The organism is Rhodopirellula islandica, from assembly GCF_001027925.1.
GTDB classification, from domain to species: domain Bacteria; phylum Planctomycetota; class Planctomycetia; order Pirellulales; family Pirellulaceae; genus Rhodopirellula; species Rhodopirellula islandica.
Genome location: NZ_LECT01000053.1, coordinates 44,247 through 70,267 on the forward strand (window position 1 = coordinate 44,247; position 26,021 = coordinate 70,267).

General features: G+C 57.4%; 1 protein-coding gene (only partly in view). It reads left to right on the plus strand.

The genetic code is table 11. From position 1 onward, the window contains the following. Positions 1-26,021, plus strand: the 5' portion of a protein-coding gene (locus RISK_RS25970) for a LamG-like jellyroll fold domain-containing protein (RefSeq protein ID WP_047817244.1). 1,999 nt of this gene lie beyond the right edge of the window; 26,021 of the gene's 28,020 nt are visible here — the first part of the coding sequence; the start codon lies at positions 1-3; its stop codon lies beyond the right edge, outside the window.

A 26,021-nucleotide genomic window follows, 5' to 3' on the forward strand; every position in this document is an offset into this window, starting at 1 on the left:
ATGCAAACTAACGATTCTGAAGACAAAGCGATGGGCAAACGCGATTTTCATTTCTTCCAACTGGAAGACCGTGTCTTGCTCTCCGGCGAAGGCTTGGATGCGATCGATGTCATCGCACCGGATGCCGACCTGCTGGAATCAATCAACGCGGAACTCGACGCCATCGATGCTGCGTTGGATGACATAGCGGTGGGGGATGTGACCCCCGATGGTGAAGCACGCCGGATCAAAGACGAACCCGACTTCTACGATCCGGCGGATGGTCCGATCATCATGGACCCGGCGCGTCCGATCGAAGTCATCTTCATTGACGAAGGCGTGCAAGACAGCGACACACTGATCGCAAACCTCCGAGATCAAAGTGACGACTCGCAGTGGGTCATCGTGCGTCTGTCTGATGACCACAGCGGGGTTGATCAAATCAGCGACATCTTGGCGACGCTGCAGGGCGTTGACGCCATTCACTTGGTCTCCCACGGTGACGGCGAAAGCATTCAGCTGGGGAGCGATCGACTGAGCATCGACTCCGCGCCTTCGTTTGCCGGTGACATTGCGAGCTGGGGGCATTCCCTGGACACGCAAGCTGACTTACTGATCTATGGGTGCGACCTCGCCAGCACCACCGAGGGGCAAGACCTGATCGAAATGCTGGCGTTGGTTTGCAATTGCGACGTCGCCGCCAGTGATGATGCGACCGGGCATGAAGATTTGGGCGGTGACTGGATCCTGGAGTATGCCGTCGGTGATGTGCAGACCGAAGTCGCGTTCGGTTACGCCGCTCAAGCATCGTGGAGAGGAACACTGGATATTACCAGCGATCTCGTCATGCATCACACGTTCGATAGCGACGCCAGCGACAGCAGCGGCAATGCCTACGATGGTACGCGCACCAACGGTGCGGTGATCGACACCAACGACACACCCAACTTAATCGGCGATGGAAAGCTGAGCCTGGACGGCGACAATGACTATGTCGACTTCAGTGCACACGTAGCAAACTTTCAAGGGATCACCGAAGGCACGATCTCGGCCTGGATTTATCACGACGCCAACAGCCGCGATGTCATTTTCGAAACCTCCGACAGTGGAGACAGCAACTCACGAATTGCCCTGTTTCGGGATGACGACGGATCGCTCGACTTCTTCATCCGCGAAGGCTCAACCGAACTGTTGGACGTACAGACTGCCGCCGGGATCATCCCCCAGAGCACCTGGACACATGTCGCGGTGACGGTCAATGCAGGCGGGAACAAACTGTATGTCAACGGTGTGCAGCAGGCTGTGACGTACAACGTCGGTTCGGCGGCAACCAATCGTTTCTTCGATGATGTCTCGGACTTGGACTTCGGCAGTTGGGGCGTCGACAAGTACAGCGGTTCAAGCTTCACACGCCACTTCGACGGGATGATCGACGATGGCCGGGTCTACGATCGAGCACTCAGCGCCGGTGACATCCAAGAGCTGATCGAAGTCGTGGACACGATCTCGGTCACCACCACGAACGACCTCTCCAACGGCAACACCACCAGCTTCGCAACTCTGCTTGCCAACGACGGCGGCGACGGTATTTCGCTTCGAGAAGCGATCGACGCGGCCAACAATCAAGCCGGGGCCGATACGATCCACTTCGATATTAGCGGCACCGGCGCGCATACGATCAATCTGACGTCATCACTGACGATCACTGACACAGTCTCCATCGATGCGACGACCGATGATAGTTTTGCCGCTAACGGCAACCAACCTGCGATCATTCTGGACGGCAATGACAGTTTCACAGGCGACGGCATCGTGCTGACAAGTACCGCGGATGACAGCATGATTCGCGGCTTCGTAATCCGCGACTTCAGCGGCGATGGGATCGAGATCCAGGCGGACTCAGATGGCAATACGATCGTGGGCAACTACATCGGTCGCTTCAACACGAGTGGTACAGACGCGGGAGAATCCCAGGCCAATCTAGGCCAAGGGGTTCGCATCGTCGGATCCAATAACATCATCGGCGGAACCACCGCCGCAGACCGCAACTTGATCAGTGGGAACTCGGACGGTATCGAAATCTCCAATGCCAGTGGCAACGTGATTCAGGGCAACTATATCGGCACCGACATTACGGGTACCCTCGATCTCGGCAATTTATACGACGGGATCTGGATGGTTTCGTCAGCCAACGACAACCAGATTCTGGACAATCTAATTTCCGGCAACGGTGCCCGTGGAATTAACATCGGCGATACCGGTACCAACACGGGAAACGTGATTCAAGGCAACCTGATCGGTACGCAAGCCGACGGAGTCTCGACGCTTGGCAACACAGCTAACGGAATCTTGCTGGGCGATGGCGGGTCTGCGGATAACACAACGATCGGCGGCGCGACCGACGGACAAGGCAACACCATCGCATTCAACGGTGACGATGGCATCGCGGTCTACGACGGCACGTCAGTGTCCATCCTCGGCAACTCGATTTTCAGCAACACTGGCCAAGCGGTTGATCTGGGGACCAGTGGCGTTGCAGCCAACGATGTTGGCGATTCCGATTCGGGTGCAAACGATTTGCAAAACTATGCCGTGCTGAGTTCAGCCGGGACCGACGGCAGCGGACAAGTTGCCGTATCGGGATCGCTGAACACGACCTCCAACACCACCGCAAGAATCGAATTCTTCGTCACGGACGTCGCTGCCGCAGGGAACGGAGAAGGCAAGACCTACTTGGGCTACACGACCGTCGTCACCGGTGGCGATGGGAACGCCTACTTTGTTGAATCCTTCGATGCGACTCTAGCGGCCGGTCAGTACATCACGTCGACCACAACGGTGATCCATGTCGGTGGCACGTACGGATCGACCTCCGAGTTTTCCGCCAACGTGCAAGCCACCAGTGCGCTGATTGTCGAGACGGACGGCGATGTGCTCGATGGTGACACCTCCAGCATTGCGGCACTGTATGCGGACAAAGGTACCGACGGATTCATTTCGCTTCGAGAAGCGATCATTGCGTCGAACAACACCGCGGGTGCTGACACCATTTTCTTGGGTGACAACAACTACGCGTTGATTCAATCAGGAGCCAGTGAGAACCTCGCTGCAACAGGTGACCTGGATATCACCAGCACCATCTCGATTGTTGGAGTCAACGCAGCTGAAACAACGATTAGTGGCGTCGGACTCGGTGACCGTATCTTCGATATCAAGAGCGGAGGTTCGCTGACTTTGAACCAGCTTGCCGTGGCAGACGCAGCGATCACAAGCGTAAGCGGTGCTGGCGTTAACAACGCGGGGATCCTGAATGCTTCAGACGTCGTTTTCCGCGATAACTCAGTGGACAGCAGTTTCGGCGGAGCCATCTTCAATGCTGGGACCGCATTCCTAAACCAGGTTTCGATCTACGACAATCGTGCAACCAGCGGCGCTGGCATCTTCCAGAGCAGTGGGACGCTCACCATGTCCAATGTGGACATGAGTGGAAACTCGGCCGACTCCCACGGTGGAGCCATCTACACATCAGGCGGATCGACCAATATCCGGCACTCGACCATCGTCGACAATACCTCCGGTGATGTTGCTGGAGGCATCTACGCTGGGGCATCCACAACGATCCAAAGCTCGATCCTTGCGGACAACACAGGAACCAGCGCTGATGCCTACAACACCGTCGTCAGCAACGGTTACAACATCATCGAGCAGTACCAAAACTTCACCGCACACGGAACCGACATCACGGGCGCCTACGACGCCAGCGATCGCTCGATCGACACGACGACGGGACTCGCCTACCACACGTTGAGTGCGGGAGATGTGGGGGTTGATGGTGGTGGCGGTGCCGCCCCGTTCACGGATGTTCTGGGAAACCAACGTGACTCAAACGCCGATATCGGCGCCTACGAATACGTTTCCGTGCCCCAATTGTTGGCACACTACCAGTTCGACTCGGGAGCTGACGCGACGGACAGCAGCGGAAATGGGTACGACGGCACGTTGGAAGGCGACGCCTCCGTCGATATCACGACGAACACGAATCAAATCGGCAACGGCAAACTGACTTTGGACGGGTCCGGCGACTACGTGGACCTGTCGGCGAACGTCGGTAGTTTTTCAGCGCTGAGCGAAGGCACCATCGCTGCCTGGGTCAAACTTTCGACGACCGATTTCTCAACAATCTTCGACATCAGTGACCAAGGGACCGAAAACTTCGCCTCGCTTTGGGTTGAAAATGGAAATCTAGTTTGGGCGATCAGTACGAACGGCTCATCAGTGATGCGTGCGACCTCGACTGCCACCATCAATGACGACACCTGGCATCACGTGGCGGTCACGACCGACGCAAGTGGCACCAGCCTGTATATCGACGGCGTGGAACTGACCGGCGGCGCCGTGACGTATTCGCAGGGCGACGCAACCACGACGGCGTTCTTCGACGACTTAGAAGGCGCGACATCAGTGAAGCTCGGTGCGTACGACATCGGTTCCGTCGGCGGCGAATTCACCGGCTTGATCGATGACGTGCAGATCTATAACTACGCAATCAACGATTCGGAAATGTCCGAACTGCACGCCTATCGATCCGAGACTCCCACCGATCTGTCTGCCACGTTCACGAACGGTGGGGGGCTGAGCATCAATGACGATGGTGGTGACGACGTCTATCTGTTGGCCGAAAATGGAATCGGCTCGGTTGATCTGACTCAGATCAGTTTTGAAGCCCAGTTCAGCACCAACACGACCGACGATGACACCACGCTGATCTCATACGCCGGGGGGGCCTCCACCAATGAGTTCTTGGTCTACATCAACACAAACGGTGGAGCGGGGCGAGCGATTGTGCAGGTGGGAGGCAGCAGTTTCGTCTCCACCGCGATCGACTACAACACTCTCCGCGACGGAGAAATTCACACATGGTCGGTGACATGGGACAGTTCCGGAGGCGCGGTGAAAATCTACGCCGATGGGGTTCTGGTTGACTCGGGCACCGGGATCAATGCGACTTCGTCCATCACTAGCGGCGGAACGTTGCTGTTGGGGCAGGAGCAGGATGCGGTCGAAGGCGGCTTCAACAACGCCCAGGCCTTCAAGGGCAAACTGTACGATGTTCGACTGTTCAATGATGTTCGCACCGAACACGAAATCGCGGCCAGCCGCCGAAGTGGACTGCCGTATGACGAAGCTAACATGATAGCGAACTGGAAGTTCGACCAACTTTCTTCTGACGGCGTCGTAGTGGATTCGGTCAGCGGCAATAACCTCACCGTCAAACACACCACCGAATCTGGCTTTCTAGCTAGCGAAGTTTCGTTGACTTTCTCGGTCGATGAAAATGCACTGGATGGAACGGTTCTCGGCCAGGTTTCTGGAGTGGACGCCGAACGTGAAGCACAGATCACGTCGCTGTTGGCCACCGACCCGAACCTGACTTACAGCGCCGAGACTGGCAAGTTCTATCAGTTCGTTTCAACTGCAAGCACGTGGGATCAAGCTCAAGACGCTGCAACCTCGTCTTTGCTGAATACAGTCTCAGGCGAATTGGTAACGATTCATACGGCGACTGAGCAGGCGATGATCGCTGAAATCGCCGCCAGTAACAATGTCTCGCTCTGGATCGGTGCGTCTGATTCTGACACCGAAGGTGATTGGCGTTGGTACGACGGTACGAACGCGGACGAGCAGTTCTGGAGTGGAGTTGACTCGGGCAGCGACGTCAACAATAGCTACACCAATTGGAATCTAGGGGAACCCAACGATTCTGGCGGCGCGGAGGACGTAGCATACCTATGGTTTGGGGATGGCAGCTGGAACGATTCCGATTCGACCCAGTCGCTTGGCAGGCATGTGGTCCAATGGGATGCCGACGACGTCCTGGACGCGACCGATGCGCTGACCTATTCCATTCATTCGCCGACGGTTGCCGGAGCATTCGCGATCGACGCCAGCACCGGCACGATCACAGTCGCCGATGGATCGTTGTTGGACTACGAAACCAACGCGATACACTCCATGACCGTCCGCGTCACCGACGGCGACTCGAACGCCTATGACGAAGTCTTCACCGTCGAACTTAACGATCTTGTCGAATCCAACAACGCCCCGACCGATCTGTCCAGCGGAATTGAACTGAACACCGATGGCGGCAATGACAGTTATCTCTATCTAACCGATGGTCGCCCCGTGCTTGGCGACTTGACCCAACTGACCGTGGAATCGACCTTCCAAATCGACTCGGTTCCGAACGGCTACATTCCGATCATTGATTATCAAGAGGGTGGAATTGAGACGGAGTTCGGAGTCGCGATCAACCCCGATGGCTCCCTGCATATCGTGGTCAATAATCAAACCCCCGCAACAACCACAGGAACCTACACCCAGCTCCTTGACGGTGAACAACATCACATCGCGGTCTCGTGGGACAACACCAACGGGGATGTTCATTTCTACATTGATGGACAGTATGCGGAATCGCTCGCCGGCGTTGAAACCGGTCATCAGCTCTACAACGGATCGACGACGCAGTTGCTCCTTGGGCAAGATGCCGATGACGCCGGAGACGTTTACTCCGCGAACGTCTTCAGCGGCACTTTGCATGATGTTCGAGTTTGGAACGAAGTCCGCAGCGCATCCGAAATCGAACTGAACTATCAAGCCAAATTCGACAGTGGCAACTTGCCCAGCAACCTGGTCGCCAACTGGCAGATGGATGGTTTCAACGGATCCAGCGAAGTCGTTGATGTTGTCGGCGGAAACAACTTGAGCGTCGGCCACGGAGTCGGCGCCGGCTTCACCGCCAGCACGCCAGTGGAAGACTTACATATCGCCGAGAACGCGACGGACGGAACCACCGTTGGTTACGTCGTGCCAACCGATCCTGATGTCATCAACGATGTGGTCAACGATGGACAGTTCCTGGAGGCTGGTGTTCCGGCGACTTTCCAACCCTACGAATCCCCGGCAACGATGGGTGCTTGGCAGGTGGTGCAGAACAGCGTCGACCTGCTCGGTGACAGCTATGAAAGAACTCCGCTGGGAGGGCAGGGGATTGACCTGAACGGTGTCGGTCCCGGAGCGATCGAGCAGACGCTAACGACAGAGATCGGTCGTGAATATCAAGTCACATTCGCGTTCTCCGGAAATTGGGGCAGCGATGATAACACGAAGGATTTACGCGTCAGTGCAGGCGGCATATCGACAGACTTCTCGGTCACCGAACCGGACGGTTGGTCGGAAACCAACATGCTATGGGGTCATCGGACCTTTACATTTGTTGCTGAATCGACTTCAACGACCCTGCAAATGATGTCAATGGATGCCGTCAGCATCGATTTTGCCACCAACAACTCGGGTCCTGTGATCGGCGATGTGCAAGTCATCGAAATCCCAGCAGCGATATCGACGATCCGAAACAACGACTCGACGTTGACTTACGATGCAGCGACGGACAAGTTCTACCGCTACGTCGATGCGGATACCGACTGGAATTCGGCGTTGGCCTTGGCCACCGGTTCATCGCTGAACGGAATCGACGGACAGTTGGTCACCATTCGTTCGCAGTACGAACAAGAACTGATCTACAAGATTGCGACCGACAACAATGACTACATCTGGTTGGGTGCTTCCGACACGCTGGTCGAGGGTGAATACCGCTGGTACGACGGCACCGAGGCGGCCGACTTGTTCTGGCAGGGTAACCACTCAACGGGTAGTGCGATCGACAATGCCTACAACAACTGGAGTGCAACGGAGCCCAACAATGTCTCCGTCCATGACTATGCCTTTCTTTGGAATGTGGATGGAACCTGGGGCGATACATCTGGTAAACCGGGAACTCCCGATGTCGTGGTCGAATGGGACGCGTCCGAAGTCCTCAGCAACTTCACATTCACGCTAACCGATGACGCAGGTGGACGTTTTGCGATCGACGCTTCAACTGGCGAAGTCACCGTCGCGAATGGTTTGCAACTCGACTACGAAGCGAACACCTCCCACAACATCGAAGTTCAAGTATCCGACGCTGCCGGAAATAGCTACGCCGAAACGATGACCATCGCCGTCGATGATCTCGATGACAACGTGGCACCCGTGATCAGTTCGCCTGGCGGAACGCTGCCGTACAATGAAAACAGCGGCCCCTACCTGATCGGCGCTGCGAGCACGATCACCGACGCCGACAACACCGACTTCGACGGCGGGCAACTTCACCTGCAATTGACCGCCAATGGCCTGACCGAGGATGTCCTGGACATCCGCAACCAGGGAACCGCAGCGGGGCAAGTTGGCATCAGCGGAACCGATGTGACTTACGGCGGAGTCGTTGTGGGGACTTACACGGGTCCCGTCACAGGCAGCACCGCGTTGGTCGTGACGTTCAATAGCAACGCCACACAAACCATCCTCAACGCGGTACAAGACAACCTGACGTACGAAAACACGTCCGAGAACCCGTCGACGTCGGTACGAACGATCGAGGAATACATCACCGATGGCGATGGCGGAACGAGCAACACCATATCCGGCGGCATCCAACCGACCCAGGTCAACGACGCGCCGGTGATGGCCCCCTGGGCACCCGTCTACAACACGGCCGAAGGCAATGGCTCCTTTATCGCAACGGTCTCAGCGGTCTTGCAATCCAGCGTCTCGGACGTTGACACGGGCGCGGTGGAAGGTTTGGCGATCTATTCGGACACCGGCAGCGGTGGAGTGCTGGAGTACAGCATCAACGGCGGAAGCTGGACCGCGATCCCGTCCGTGGACTTGAACAACGCCCTCCTTTTGAAAGCAAGCGACCAAATTCGATTCACGCCCGACACCGAAAACGGCGGCTCAATGTCACTGAGCTACTACGCTTGGGACCAAACCAGCGGTACGGCAGGGGCCACGGCAGATGTCTCGTCACGCGGAGGGACGACAGCATTCAGCACGGCGGCGGACACCGTCACGATCAACGTGTCAGATGTCAACGACGAGCAAGTCATCTCGACCAACGACGGCGCGACGTTCTTTGAAGGATCATCTTTCAATATCATCACATCCGCGATGCTGGAAACCACGGATGTCGACAACACGACCGGCGAACTCACCTACTCGGTGACGGGATCACCCAATCACGGCCAGCTGTCCATGGACGGCTCGGCTGCCACCTCGTTCACGCAAGCCGACATCAACGCGGGCCGGGTCACCTACGACCACTACGGCAGTGAAGACTTTTCGGACAGTTTTTCATTCAGTGTCGATGATGGCGTTGGCACGGCATCGACGGGGACGTTCAACATCACGCTGACCCCAGTCAATGACAACGTTGTTGCGATCACCAGCGATGGTGGTGGAGCAACCGCCAGCATCGACGTGAATGAAACCGAGTCCTTCGTGACCCAGGTCACCGCCAGCGATGGCGACTTACCCGGTGACACGATGACGTATTCGATCATCGGCGGAACCGACCAAGGCGATTTCACGATCGATGCCTCCGGCAACTTGACGTTTGTTAGCTCGCCCGACTACGAAAACGCGGACGACAGCGATCTGGACAACGTTTACGAAGTCACGGTCCAAGTCAGCGACGGCCTCTACACAGACAGCCAGACAATCAAGGTCACCGTTCAGGATGTGCAAAGCACCCTCCTGAATGTCACCACGACCTCGGACGTCGACGACACTGGGTTGGGTGCGAGCTACAGCATTGAAGAGTTGTACGCGGTTGGTGGCGGCACCGATGGCGAAATTTCGCTTCGTGAAGCGATCACGGCAGCCAACAACACGCTCGGCCAAGACACCATCAACTTTGCGATTCTCAACACCGATTCGGGGTACACCGGTACGGCGGGAACCGACGCGTACTGGCAAATCTCGCTCACCGCCGCTCTGCCGACGATCACCGAATCCGTCATTTTGGACGGGACCTCACAAACCGTCTTTGGCGGGGACGTCAATCCAGGCACGCTTGGTGAGGTGACCGCGGCAGGCACAAACGGGCAAGCACTCAGCGATGTCGAGCGGCCTGAGATCGCCATCATCGGTGCTTCCGGATTCGACGGTCTGGTTGTGGGCGCCGACAACGTGACGGTGCAAGGGTTCTCGATGTACGGTTTCTCTTCCGATTCCGCCATCCACATCCAAGACGCCGTCCTAGATACCGCGATCAACTCGAACGTCTTCGGGGTGGCTCCTACCGGAATCGTCGATCCCGGTGCCGCACTGAACAGCTTCAACCATGTGAAATCGTTGGGCGCGGACAACGGCACGCTGTCCAACAATATCTTTGCGTATTCCGAAGCAACGGGATTCCATGCCAGCAATGCGTCCGACAATTGGTCCGTCACTGGCAACCAGTTCATCAACAGTGGCTACAACTACAGCAACGGTGACGCGATCGCGATGAATGGGTCGACCGGCGGTACGATCGATGGGAACTACATCAGTGGCAGTTCGACGCAAGCGATCATTCTGTCAGGATCCAGTAGCGGCATCACGATCAGTGACAACACGATCGTTGGTAACGGTGTCGGACCGATCATCGGCTCGCATGTGCAATACGATGCGATTGCGATGCGAAGTGGCACCAACAATGTCACTCTGATCCAGAACATCATCGCTGACAATTACGGCGCGGGAATCGTGGTCAACGACGGTGCCTTTGGCATTGAGATCACGGAGAATTCGATCGACGGCAACGGAACCATTTTGTCTCGCCAAGGTGCTGCTGCCAGTGACAGCGTCGGCATCGATTTGCAGGGTTCTGGCGAGGACGTCAACTTTGGCACGGCTCCCTACTACACGGTTAATGATGCCGGTGACGCCGACACCGGTGGCAACTCCCTGCAAAACTTCCCCGTCATTTCTTCAGCGGTCAGCGACGGATCGCAAATCACGATCGCAGGAACCTTCAACGGCATCGCCAATACGACGTTCACGTTGGAATTCTTCGATTCCGCAGAATACGCCAACGGCCACGGCCAGGGACGCACATTCCTGGGTTCCATGGAAGTCACCACGGACAGCTCGGGAAACGCAACGTTTAGCACTACCCTGACGGCATTCGTTTCGGCCAGCGACTTCGTCACGGCGACAGCAACCAACCAAATCACCGAAGAAACGTCTGAGTTCGCGGCTCAGTTCGCGATCGACGGTCCCGTGTACGCCGCCGACAACAACGGTCACTTCGTGTTTGACGGTGACGACATGATCACCATCGAAAACACCGTCAACTTGACGATGTCCGCGACGATGACGATGGAAGCCTGGGTCAAACCAGAAGATTCACTTCTCGCAAGGATGATCCTGAATAAAGAGGGCGAGTACGAAATTGGAATCGGTGACAACGGGAACCTGTGGTGGGCCTTCACCAACACCGATCCAGGCTGGGCGTGGCACGACACTGGCGTCACCGTATCAACGACCGAGTGGTCTCACATCGCCGTTTCCTACGACAACGGCACCGTCAACAGTTACATCAATGGTGAGCTGGTCGAAAGCTATGCCGGCAGCGGTTCAATCGGGGATGCACACCCGACGAAGAACGACTTGCTGATCGGCGGACGCATGAACAATCCAGCCGACCAATACTTCTTGGGTGGAATCGACGACGTAAGAGTTTGGAACGTCGCTCGAACTCAGGCGGAGATCCAATCGAACTTGACGGCCGAATTGGCCGGTACCGAAGCAGGGCTGGTTGGATACTACAAGTTCGACAGCTCAGATGAAGTGGTGGTTGATCATTCAACCTTCGGACACAACAGTGAAGTCGGCATCGACGGGCAGAAGCCAACCTGGACCGGCATCACCCTGACCGAAGATGCCACCTACACGGTGGACGCGTCCGGCGGAGTCCTGGCCAACGACATCGACCTGGATGGCGACTCCTTGACCGTCACTGAGATCAATGGCGAAAACGCTGACATCGGCAACAACATCACGCTGCCATCAGGAGCAACGATTCAGCTGGAAGCCGACGGCAGCTTCAGCTACGTCCCCGGAACGACCTATCAACACCTGAACGACGGTGAAACCGCCACCGAAACGTTCACGTACACCGTCAGCGATGGAAACGGCAACACCGACACCGCCTCGGCTACGATCACCATCGTCGGCGGCAACGACGCGCCAATCGCATCGGCAATCGAGGGCACAACGCTCGACTATACCGAGGACGATGGATACGTCGCGATCACGGACACATTGACACTCAGCGACGTCGACAATGCGAACCTTCAATCCGCCACCGTTACCATTGCGTCGGGGTTGGACAACGGTGAAGACACACTGTCTTTTGTCGACCAAAACGGCATCGTCGGTTCCTATGACGCAGGTACCGGAGTCCTGACACTGACGGGCACCGCCTCGGTTGCCGAATACCAAACCGCCTTGCGATCCATTCAGTTCGGCAACTCGGACGCCAACCCGGACACGACCACACGTACCGTTGAATTCACGGTCAACGATGGAAATGCAAATTCGAACGTTGGCTCGCGAGACATCGCAATCGAATCGATCAATGACGATCCCTACAACAGCGGATCATTGCCATCCAACGTCGTTGTCTTGGAAGATTCCGCAACAGCGATCGTCTTCACTGGTTTTGACCTGCGTGACGTCGACGGCAGCGGCGGACAAACGTTGACGATCAAACTGTCCACCGCGACGGGCGGGTTGTTGTTTGCATCGGACGGTGGTGGCGTCACGGTCACAGGAAACAACAGTGACTCAATGACTTTGTCGGGTACTCGTGGCGACCTGAATGCGTTCATGACCACCAGCGGTCTCATTCAGTATCTGCACGGGACCCCCAACACCGAAGGAACTGGCACCGACACGATCACCGTCATCGCCAATGACAACGGCAACACCGGCACCGGCGGGGGCACCGATCAAACGTTCGGCACGGTCCAAGTCGACATCACCAACGTGAACGATGCCCCCGGCGGAACCGACAACACGATCACGATTGACGAAGACGCTGCGTACACGTTCACGCTGGCTGACTTTGGTTACAGCGACATCGAGGGCGACTTGTTCGAATTCGTGCATATCGACACGCTGCCCGCCGACGGAACGATTCGATACAACGGAACCGCCTTTTCCGCAGGGAACTATGTCCACTACTCTGATATCAGCAGCGGCATGCTGACCTTCGAGCCAGTTGCGGATGAAAACGGCAGCGGTTACGCCAGCTTCACCTTCCGCGTCCAAGACGACGGCGGCACTGCGAACTCGGGAAGTGACATCGATCCGGTCGCCAACACGCTCACGTTCGACGTGACCCCAGTCAATGATGCCGCTAGTGTTCTGGCCGAAAACATCACCAGCAACGGCGACTTCACGACCGACCTAAGCGATTGGACCGTCACCGGAAATACGGACTGGGACAACAACCAAGTTCGATTTGGTCAGGTCGGAGGAGCGAACGGGACGATTTCGCAAACCATCACAACCGTGATCGGTGAAACTTACTACTTGGCCTTCGAGTATGGCGATGCCAGCGTCAGCCAATCCCAATCTTTGGATATCGAAGTTACCGGTGGCGGCAGTTTGCTATCCAAATCAATCGTTTCCGACATCACCGACAGTTCGACACAGCGATACACCTACCGCTTCGTTGCAGATTCTACATCGACGACACTGACATTCACGGACACTTCCGTCGATCATTCCGGCGTGCGTGGCTACCTTGATGACATTGAAGTGCGGTCAAGCACACTTGTTGCCCAGCCTGCGGTCGACTACGCGGAAAATGATTCCCCTGTCCAAATCGATACCAGTCTCAACCTAGGTGATATCGACGACGACGAATTGGAATCGGCTGTGATTGCCATCACGGGTGCGTATGCCGACGGCGAAGACATATTAAGTTTTGTCGACACAGTGAACATCACTGGGGTTTGGGATTCCGGCTCTGGCACACTCACGCTTACCGGCACCGACACCCTTGACAACTACGAGGCAGCACTTCGCAGCGTCACGTACTTCAACACGAGCGACGCCCCATCGACGGCCACGCGGACCGTTAGCTTCACCGTGAACGACGGTGACGCAGACTCGATGGTCAGTACGCAAGAAATCGAGATCACGGCGGTCAACGATGCGCCCATCGCCGTCAATGACCCGAGTGGGTTTGAGGCAGGAGTGCAAGCGAACGATCCGGTCGGCTACTGGCGGTTGGGCGAATCCAGCGGGACCACAGCGATCGACGCTAGCGGAAACGGGAACGACGGAACCTACGACGGCGTCACGCTCGGTTCGACGGGTGCACCGACTAGCGGAACGGACACCGCTGTCGATTTCGATGGTTCCAATGACAGTGTTGACCTTGGCGCTTTCGATGTCGATGGAACCGGGATCACCTTGTCGGCATGGATCAATGTCGACGACTTCGACAACGACCAACAACGAATCATCTCGAAAGCAGAATCAACGGGCGGTTCCGGCGAAGACCAGCACTGGTGGATGCTCAGCACGGAAGCGAGCGGTGGCGATAACGTCCTGCGTTTCCGCGTGAAGGCAGGAGGCACGACCGACACGCTCGTCGCATCGTCCGGTGACATTGCCGTCGATCAATGGCACTTCGTTGCCGCGACGTACGACGAAGTAACCGGCTTGATGAAGCTGTACCTCAATGGCACCGAAGTCGGATCGCAAACACACTCGGTCGGCGGTGCGGTGTCCCAGGATGCGACGAAAACCGTGACGATCGGTGCGAACCCGAACAACACCAACTACTTCGATGGCAGCATCGACGAAGTTGCCGTGTTCGACAAAGCACTCACACAGTCGCAGCTCCAAGACATGCAAGCGAGCACAGGCGGCAACTATCAAGTCGACGAAGACCACACGCTCAGCGTCGACGCTGCCAATGGTGTCCTCGCCAACGACAGCGACCCTGAAAACGATGCAATCACAGCGGTACTCGTCACCGGTCCAGCCAACGCCAGCAGCTTCACGCTGAACGCGGACGGTTCGTTCAGCTACACCGGCAACGCTGACTTCAACGGCACCGACACATTCACGTACCGAGCCGACGATGGCAGCGGGCAATCGGAAATCGCGACCGCAACGATCAATGTGACCGGCGTCAACGACGCTCCAGAGATTGATTACGACTACGCCACCAGCTTTGACCTCATCACCGAAGACGATGTCGACAACAACGGACAAACCGTTGCGGATATTCTGGCCTCGTCCGGGCAGGACATCCTGACCGACGCCGACGACGACTCCGAGGGCATCGCGATCGTCATGTCCACCCCCGGCAATGGGACTTGGGAATACTCTACCAACGGCGGCACCGACTGGACCGACATTGGCAACGTCAGCAACTCAAACGCACTGCTGCTGCAATCCACGGACCTGGTTCGATTCAACCCCAATGGCGAGCAGGGAACAACGGCCAGTATCGGATTCCGCGGCTGGGACCAAACCGCGGGAACCGCAGGCACGCACCACAACATCGCCGCCACGGGTGGCGAAACCGCGTTCAGCAGCAACACCGAATCGGCGTCCATCGTCGTCAGCGATCTCAACGATGCGCCGGTGCTCGACAACAGCGGCGACCTCAGCCTGTCCGCCCAAACTGAAGAGTCCGGCGCACCCGTTGGCGAGGTCGGCACGGTCATCACCGACATCGTCTCGCTGGGTGGAAACGTCGCTGATGTGGATGCCAGTTCACAAATCGGAATCGCCGTCACCGATGCCGACACAACCAATGGAACGTGGTGGTACACCGTCAACAGCGGTTCGACTTGGAACGCGTTGGGTAGCGTCAGCGACGTTTCCGCTCGCGTATTGAACGCCAATAGCGCCACACGGATTTACTTCGAAGCGGACACTGACTTTGCTGGAACGGTCACTGACGCGATCACGTTCCGCGCTTGGGATCGGACGCTCGGCAGCAACGGTTCGATGCAAAACACCAGCACGAACGGCGGAGCCACCGCGTTCTCAACCGCCACAGAGACCGCCGACATCACCGTCAACAATGTCAACGACGCGCCGGTTCTGGACGACACCTACCTGTACACGCTGACGTCCATCAACGAAGACGACACCACCAACGGCGGCCAAACCGTCGCCTCGATTCTGGCCAGCAACGCCGGTACCGGAATCACTGACGCCGACATGGGTGCCTCCGAAGGCATCGCGATCCGAGCAATCAGTGCTAGCAACGGCCACTGGGAATTTTCGACCAACGCCGGTTCTTTCTGGAACAATGTGGGCACGGTCAGTGCATCCAATTCGCTGGTCCTCGGATCCGACGACCTGCTCCGCTTCATCCCCGACGAAGTCGCCGGTGAACAGAGCAACTTGACCTTTGTCGCCTGGGACCAAACCGACGGATCGACCGCCGGGACCAAGGTCAGCAGCACCACCACTGGCGACTCCACCGCATTCAGTGACGAAGTCGCCGTCGCCCGGATCACGGTCACCGAAGTGAACGACGCTCCCAGCGGCAGCGACAACACCGTCACCACGCTTCGCGATCAAAATCTTGTTTTCGACGCGAGTGATTTCGGCTACAGCGATGTCGATGGCGATGGCTTCGAATCCGTCGTTGTTGACTCATTGGCAGCGGTTGGCACGTTGTACCTGGACGCTGACAGCGACGGCGTGATCGATGCAGGCGAAGCGATTTCGGTCAATCAAGTGATCACCAAGACGCAAATCGAAGCGGGCCAATTCAAGTTCCAGCCAGTCGCAGGTGAATCCCAAGACGCTTATGACGAATTCACCTTCAGCGTCCGTGACGATGGTGGAACCAGCGACGGCGGTGTGAACACGGACACCACGCCAAACACCATGACGATCGACGTCGATGACGCGTACCGCGTGGAAGGCAACATCCTGGAAGACGTCAACGGTGATTCCGTGCTGAGCGATGCCGTCGGTGTGTTCGGCGCCAAGGTCTACCTGTACCAAGACGCGGACGACGACGGAGTGATGTCGGCGGGAGATACGTTTTACGCATCCACCACGACCGACGCAGGCGGGTTCTACTCGTTCACCAGCTTGATCGACGACACCTACTTCGTCATCGTCGACTCCAGCACCATCAATGCAGACGCCGGATACAACACCGGATATGACAGCAACGATGTGCAAGCGGAGCAAACCTATGGCGTCGCGGGTGCCGCCCTCGGGACCGGGTTCCTAAGTTCGGACGGTTCGTTATTCGGTGGTCGAGACGCGGGAACCGATGACAACTCGGCTTCACTGCTGACCGCTCAACATGTGACTCGCGTGACCGTCAGCGGTGCGGACGTCGCGGACATTGATTCTGGTTTCAGTTTCAACACGGTTACGAATGTCAACGATTCTGGCCAAGGCAGCCTGCGCCAATTCATCGACAACGCCAACGCAATCAGCGGCGGCAATGAGATGCGATTCGTGCCAGGAGTGGCCACGAACACGACCGACGGCAGCGGAAACGACTGGTGGACCATCCAATTGACATCGGTACTTTCCACGATCGAAGACATGCAAACGATCCTCGACGGAACCGCCTATTCGTCCGCGGACGGAACGACCGTGCTCGATTCCAACGCCGGACAAATCGGTACCGGCGGAACCGTGGGCTTGGGAGCAGACGGGATCTTGGGGACCGGCGATGACGTCACCCTCGCACAATTCGACCGAACCGAACTCGAAATCGTCGGAATTTCCACCGCCTCCCGCGTCCTAGTCTTCGAAGGCGATGATGCGGAACTGCGTGACGTTGCGATCCGCAAAACCTCCAACGGAACCACCACCAGTGCTCTGGTGTACTTCAGTGGCGACGACGGCGTCTTGGCGGACTCGTTGATCGGTACGTCCGCAGACGGAACCGCCTACGGAGTTACCGGAACCGCCGGCAACTTGGTCTCCTTCAGCGGTTCAGAGAATGCCATCGTCACGGACAATTACTTCGGCTACGCCGGCACTGGCATGATCACCGCTTTGGGAGTTTCCGATTCCACCAACGCCCTCGTCTCTGGCAATGAACTCGACGGTGAGTTTCAATTCGGGATTAGCGCGTATAGCGACAACATGCTGGTCACCGGAAACCTGATCGACGGCGTGACAGGCGGTTTCGGAATCGGCACGTTCTATGGCCCGCGAACCGGCATGATCGTGGAAAACAACACGGTTCGTAGCACAACCGGCTACGGTGCCATCGTGGCTGGTTATGGATCCGTTGACGAAACCATTCGCTACAACATCGTTCACGACAACACCAACGCGATCGTCGTTCGAGGCGATGGATCCACCTTCGATGAAGCTGAGAATGCTGTCATCTCGATGAACTCGGTCTACAACAACACCGGCCCAGGAATCGCCAATGCTGACACGGATGTCAATGACGGCATCCTGGACACCGACCAAGCCAACGATGGCATCGATCATCCGATCATCACCGATGCCAACCTGGACGGAACGGATTTGTCGCTGTCCGGGTACGTGGGTGCTGCTGCGAATGACACGGACTTTGCCGGCGCACGAGTCGAGTTCTTCTTGTCCGATGGTGACGGAGAAGGAGAAACCTACCTTGGTTTCCTGACCACCGATGCCAATGGGAACTACAACGGAACCCTCACCGTCAGCGGCGTCGTCGACACCAACTCGATTGTTGCGACCGCAACTCTGGCGGGAAGCGGCACCTCTGAATTTGGAAACGAATTCGGCGTCAATGTGGCTCCGCTGCTGAGCCTCCCCGGACCACAAACGGCCACCGAAGACATTTCGCATTCCATCAACGGGCTGTCAGTCGGCGATGCGGACACCAATGTGACTTCCGTCGTTCTTTCGGTCAGCAACGGGACACTCAACATCACCTTGGACGGTTCCGCCACGATCTCTTCGGGAGCCAATGATTCAGCAACGCTGACCATTTCCGGCACACAGGATGAAATCAACAACACCCTGGCATCGCTCGCCTACCAAGGCAACGCGAACTACAACGGCAGCGATACCCTGACGGTTCTCGCAACCGACGATGGCGGATTGACCGACACCAACAACGTCGCCATCACCATCACCCCGGTGAACGATGCCCCAACCTTTGATACCGGCGGATCCACCACGCTGACGACGATCACCGAAGACGATTTCAACAACGCGGGTGACACAGTCGCATCCATCATCGCCAGTGCGGGAGGGAACCGAATCACCGATCCCGACTCCGGTGCGGTCGAAGGCATCGCCATTCGAGCTCACAGCACTTCTTCGGGAACCTGGCAATACCAGCTCGATGGCACTGGCTCGTGGGTCGACTTTGGTACCATCAGTCCCAGCAGTGCATTGTTGTTGCGAGCCGAAGACCTCGTCCGATACGTCCCCAACGGAGAAACCGGAGAAGAAGTCTGGATCAGCGTCCGAGCGTGGGACCAAACGTCCGGTTCGGCCGGCGACAGAATCAACTCCAATTCCACCGGCGGATCCACGTCCATCAGCGATGGAACCAAGTACGCGTACCTTACCGTCACAGATGTCAATGACGCCCCCGCGGTGACGAGCCCCACCACCGCAACCGTCGCCGAAGGCGGTTCGCTGACATTCGACATCGCTGGCGCCGGCATCCTCGACACCTCCGATGTGGACGGTGACAACTTAACTGTCACCGTGACCGCCGACCACGCCGCAATCGCTCTGTCGCAAACCACCGGGCTGACCGTGATTGACGGCGATGGCAGCGATGGAACACTGCAGTTCAGCGGCAGCACGGCCGATATCGACTCGGCGTTGTACGGTTTGGATTACGACTCCCAAGCCGGCTACAACGGCAGTGCGTCCCTGGTCGTCTTGGTCGACGACGGATCACTGACCGATTCGACCACCGTTGCAATCACGGTTACGCCTGGGCAAACCGTTTTCGTTTGGGACGGCGGCGGAACGACCAACGACTGGACCGACGCGGATAACTGGGACCATGACCTGGTTCCCGAAGCCGACGACATTGTGGTGTTCGACGCAACCAGCACAAAAGCATCGACCGTTGACGCGTCGTTTGCAGGTGCGATCTCTCAAATCAACGTGACCGCGGATTACACCAACACCATCACGCAGGCGGTTGACCTCAATGTGACCGGCGACATGAGCTTCCTGGGCACAACCTGGAACGCCAACGGAGCGACACTCGACGTCGACGGTGACTTTACCGTGACCGACCTTCGCAGTGGTGGCGGCGACCTGTTCTTTGGCGGCGACTACACCCAAACCGGTGGCGCGAACAACTTCAGCGGCACCTGGACATTCGATTCGACGGACGCGCAAACGATCGAAACCTCGCGAACGATCGGTTCCGTCGATCTGGTCTCCGGTGCCACCATCACTTTTGCAAGCGACCTGAGCGTATCGGGTGACCTCGCTCACTCGTCAGGCGATGTCGACTTGAACGGATACGAAGTCAGCTTGGACGGAACGGGCAACCAACTCATTGACGCGGTTGGATTGACGTTCGACGACTTCGAATTCAACAACGCGACCGGAACCATCACGATCAGCGGCGGATTGGACATCGACGGCGACCTGACCTACACCAACGCCGCGACGATCAACGGAGCTGGCATCCTCGCATCGGGCAACGTCATCACAACGGATGATGCGATCTCCGGCACCAGCTTGCTGACTCTTGATGGAACGGGTGATCAGCAGATCTCGACCGGCGGCGGAACCGGTGAACTTGGTAACTTGGAAATCAACAAGGCATCCGGCACCGTTCAGTTGCTCGACGACATCGAACTGGGCGGCGACTTCACCCACGCATCTGGTGGCTTCAACGCGAACGGCAACACGGTCGAGTTCCAAGGCCACAACACGACCATCACCGCGGGATCCGCTACGTTCGACAACGTGATTCTCAACAGCACCGTGTCTGGAACGCGAGGGATCGTCGGTACGCTGGATGTCGATGGTGACTTCACGTTCCTCAATGCAGGCACGCTCAACGGTGGCCAAATCACCGTCGCCGGCGACATGGTCTTCAGCGATGCGTCCTACAGCGGCACCACGATGATTGTTGCCGACGGCACCGGAAATCAAATGATTTCCGCAGGTGTGGCCGGAGCAAAAGTGGAACAACTGACAATCAACAAAGCGTCTGGCACGTTCACCTTCGGCACCGACCTGACCATTTCCGCCAGCCTCACTCACACTGCGGGAACGGTAGCTGACGTCGCCCACACAATCACGTTTGGCAACAACTCCGGCACGATCAGTGCCAGCTCGATCAACTTCGATGACGTGATCATTGATTCCAGCAACAACAAGAATATCTCTGGCGTCCTGAACGTCGGCGGTGACCTGACGATCGAACGAGTTGCCAACCTCAACGTGGGCGACATCCGGGTCTCGGGGAACGTCACCTCCAACGACACGGTTGTCGGTGGCGACGCGACGCTGACTCTCGTCGGTACCGGCGATCAAACGATCTCTGGCGACGACTTGGCCGGCGGCGATATCACGATCAGCAAAGCATCCGGGTCGGTGATCCTGGCCGATGCCTTGGTACTTGATGGAACCAACCAAGACATTCTCGTGACCAGCGGCACGCTGGACCTGAACGGTCAATCGATCACGACGACCGGCAACGTGACCGTCGATGCTGCCACACTGATCGGAAGTGGTTCGATCAACAACAATCTGACGGTCCAAAATGGAGCCATCGTTCGTCTCGCTGCTAGCTCCACCAGCGTCCACGATACGATCGCGGTCGGCGGCGACCTCACCATCAGCGCCGACAGCGAACTGCAATTGGATCTCACCGGTGTGACCACCGGCGGCTACCTGAATGACTTGTTCACGTCCAGCTCATTGGCTGGTATCTGGACCGACATCACGCTGCTCAACGATTCCGTCGGCTTCACCGCCTACGACGAATACAACTCGCCAACCGGCGCGGTTCATATTTTCTTGAACTCCAACCCCACCGGAGCAATCGCGGACGTCAACGTCAACGAAGACGCCCCCGACACGGTCATCGATCTGGACGCCGCCTTCAGCGATCTCGAACATGCCGACAACGAATTGACCTACAGCCTTGTTGGCTACACCAGCCCCACATTGCTCGACTCAGCCACCATCGACAACGGCACCGGCACGCTGACACTGGATTACGCTGCCGACCAAAACGGCACCTACCAAATCACCGTCCGAGCCACCGACGCACGCGGTGAATACACCGATGTCGCGTTCGACGTGAATGTGTCCAACGTCAACGATGCTCCGGAAGTCACTGCTCCCGCCACAGCCACCGTTGCCGAAGGTGGATCGCTTACCTTCGACAACGCCGGTGCCGGACTGATCGACACCGACGACATCGACGGAGACAACCTGACCGTCACGTTGACGGCGGACCACGCGTCCATCGCTCTGGTTCAAACCACTGGCCTGACCGTGACCGACGGTGACGGCAGCGACGGTACGTTGCAGTTCAGCGGCAGCATCGCCGATATCGACGCGGCACTCGACGGCCTGACCTATGACTCGCAGGTGGGTTACAGCGGTTCGGCGACGTTGGCCGTGCTGGTCGACGATGGCAGTCTGACCGACTCGACCACGGTCGCGATCACCGTCACACCTGGCCAGACCACCTTTGTCTGGGACGGCGGTGGATCCACCAACGACTGGACGGATGCGGCCAACTGGGACCATGACTTGGTCCCCGGCCCCGAAGACATCGTGGTTTTCAACGCCACCAGCATCAAAGACGCGACGGTCGATGCGGCGTTTGCGGGATCCATCTCACAAATCATCGTGACAGCGGACTATTCCGGCGACCTGTTGCTTGCTCGCGCATTGAACGTGACAGAGGATGCGACCTTGAGCGGAACCGGCACTCTCAACACCGATGGCTTCACGCTGGACATCGACGGAGACTTTGTGTCAACGATCGGCTTGGATGTCTACGGTTCCACCTTGAACTTTGGCGGCAACGTCGATGTCTCCGCCTCGACTAGCAACGTGGGCCTATCGGACTGGGTGCTCGATGGCACGGGCGACCAAAACGTTGACATCTCCTCGTTGGTCGGCTCGATCGAATTCGCTTCCGCCGGCACCGTCACAATCGCCGACTCGCTCGATGTGTATCAAAAGATCACCTACACCAGTGGCACAGTGGATTTCAATGGTCAAACACTCTACTTGACCGGCAATTCGTCACGGACGATCGACGCGGAGGGAATCACGTTTGCTTCGGTTGTGGTTGATACCGGCGGGTCGATCTCGATCGTTGGCGACTTCGATATCGACGGTGATCTAACCCTGACCCGTTTGTCATCCTTCACGAATGGTTTTTGGGACGATGGGCGTCTGTTGGTCAGCGGCGACATCCATGCCTCTGATTCCGGTTGGACCGGGGATGCAGTGTTCCTGATCGATGGCAGCGGAGATCAAACCGTGACCACCGACAGCGGTGCGAGCATGCTCCGCAATGTCGATATCAACAAGTCCGGCGGAACCCTGACGTTTGACGATGACATCACCTTCCAGGGTTCGCTGACGCACACGACAGGCTCGGTTGACTTGGCTTCGGTCAAGACGAGCTTCAGTGGATCGGGTCTTCAACTGGATACAGCCGGCATCACGCTGGGTGATGTGGAGTTCGTCTCCAATGCCGAGTTCACTCTGTCCAGCGACCTGGACATCGACGGTGACTTGCTGATTTCCAGCATGACGGGCATCAGTTCGGGCGGTGACCTGCACGTCGCCGGCAACGTCAACAGCACCGAAACCTCCGTCACGGGCGACTTCGGCATCATTCTCGATGGAACTGGCGATCAAACGATCGGCGGAGAGGACTTGACCGACGGGACCGTGACAATTGACAAGGCGTCCGGCATCGCTTCCCTCTTGAATGACTTCGGCAACGCTCAAACCATCCAATTGTTGCAGGTCAACTCGGGAACACTGGATCTTGCCGGGTTCAACGTCGACACGGTGGACGGATTGCTTGTCAACGGCGGAACCATCGTCGGTGGCGGCAGTGTGACTGATGATCTTGTCGTGCAGAACGGCGCAGTCGTTCATTTGGCAGCTCCCTCAACAGGATCCTACCAACAACTCAACGTCGGCGGTGACATGCAACTGATCTCAGGCACCCTCGTCATCGATGTCACTGGCAACACAACCGGTGGCGACTTCACCGACTTGGTGACTTACGGCACTCGCACCGGATGGGGTGCCGCCGTCTCACTCGTTGGCGATTCCGTTGGCTTCACGGTTTACACTGAGTTCGACGACCTAGCCGGCGAAGCGGGCGTTTTCCTGAACACAGCTCCGACCGGAACACTGGCCGACGTCAATGTCGACGAAGATGCGGCCGATGAAGTCATCGACTTGGCCGCCGCTTTCTCTGATTTACAACACAGTGACGGCGAACTGACATACACGGTTCAAAGCGTCAGCAATGCAGGGTTGTTCTCTGACATTCATCTGGACAACAGTCTCGATTCATTGACGTTGGATTATGTCGAAAACCGATCGGGTGACGCTGAGATTGTGGTTCGCGCAACCGATCCTCGAGGCGAATTTGTCGATGTCACCCTCAGTGTCTCGGTCGCATCGGTCAATGATGCCCCGGTGGCCAACAACGCCACCAACAACGCAGTCGAAGACGGCATCGCAGTGGGCGGCACCCTGACGGTCACGGACAGCGACCCCGGCGATTCACACCAATTCTCGCTGATCACCGGCCCCAGCGAAGGCACCGCGGTTGTGAACATCGACGGGACCTACACGTTCAGCCCTGGAAGCGACTTCCAGGATCTGGCGGAGGGCGAAACCCGCGACATCACCTTCGTCTACGAAGCCACAGACAGCGCTGGAGCCACCTCGCAGGCCACGGTCACAATCACTGTCACCGGAACCAACGATGATCCGATTCTCTCCGTGGAAATGGGAGACAGCGACTCCGATGAACAAACAGAAAACGGGAGCACCTTGACCGCTTCGGGAACACTCACTGTTTCCGACGTCGACTTGACCAATATCGTTTCGTCGTCGGTCACCGACGTCGTTGCAACCGGGGCCACGTCCGGCATGGTGTCAAACAATGCCGACCTTCTGACCATGCTCAATTCCACAGCAAACGTTTTGGACGGCACGTCCGACAGCGGCCCATTGACCTGGGACTTCGACTCAGGAATAGAAACCTTCAGCCATCTTGGCCAAGGCGAATCCGTCGTGTTGACCTACACCATCACGGTCGAAGACAACGACGGTGGAACGACCCAGCAAAACGTTGTGATCACCATCAACGGTGCCAACAATGCGCCGGTGATTTCAATCGAGGCGGGTGACAGTGCTTCTGACACGCTCTCGGAAACTGACACCACGCTCGTCTCTTCTGGCACACTCACCGTTTCCGATGTCAACCTGACCGACACGGTGGACGCTGCTGTCACCGGATTTGTCCTGAGTGGCACCACCACCGGGCTGCAATCCGACAATACGGAGTTGCTGGCGATGCTGACATCAACCAGTTCCGTCGTCGAGAACACCGAGACCTCGAATCAACTGACATGGGACTTCGATTCCGCTGGAGAAGCGTTCGACTACCTCGCCGTTGGTGAATCGGTCACGCTGACCTACACGATCGAAGTCACCGACAGCGAAGGTGCGACGGACACACAAGAAGTCTCCATCACCATCAACGGCACCAACGACGCTCCGGTCATCACCGACGGTCCCGCGACAGCCAACCTGACAGAAACCGATTCGGCGCTCACAGCCAACGGGACGTTGACCGTCACCGATCTCGACATGTCCGACGTTGTGATGGCGACGGTGGATTCGGTGATCCCGTCAGGCAGCGGTGCCGCCAGCCTTCCGGCCACGCTTGACAACGCGACGTTGCAGAACTTCCTGACCGCAACCCCAACCACGGTCATCGACGGCGTCCACTCTTCTGCCACGATGAACTGGGATTTCGACAGCAGTGGTGAAGCGTTTGACTTCCTGAACACTGGCGATGTGCTGATTTTGACCTACACCGTCAGTGTCACTGACGACGATGGCATTCCGCTCAGCGATTCAGAAGCCATCACGATCACGATCACCGGCACCAACGACGG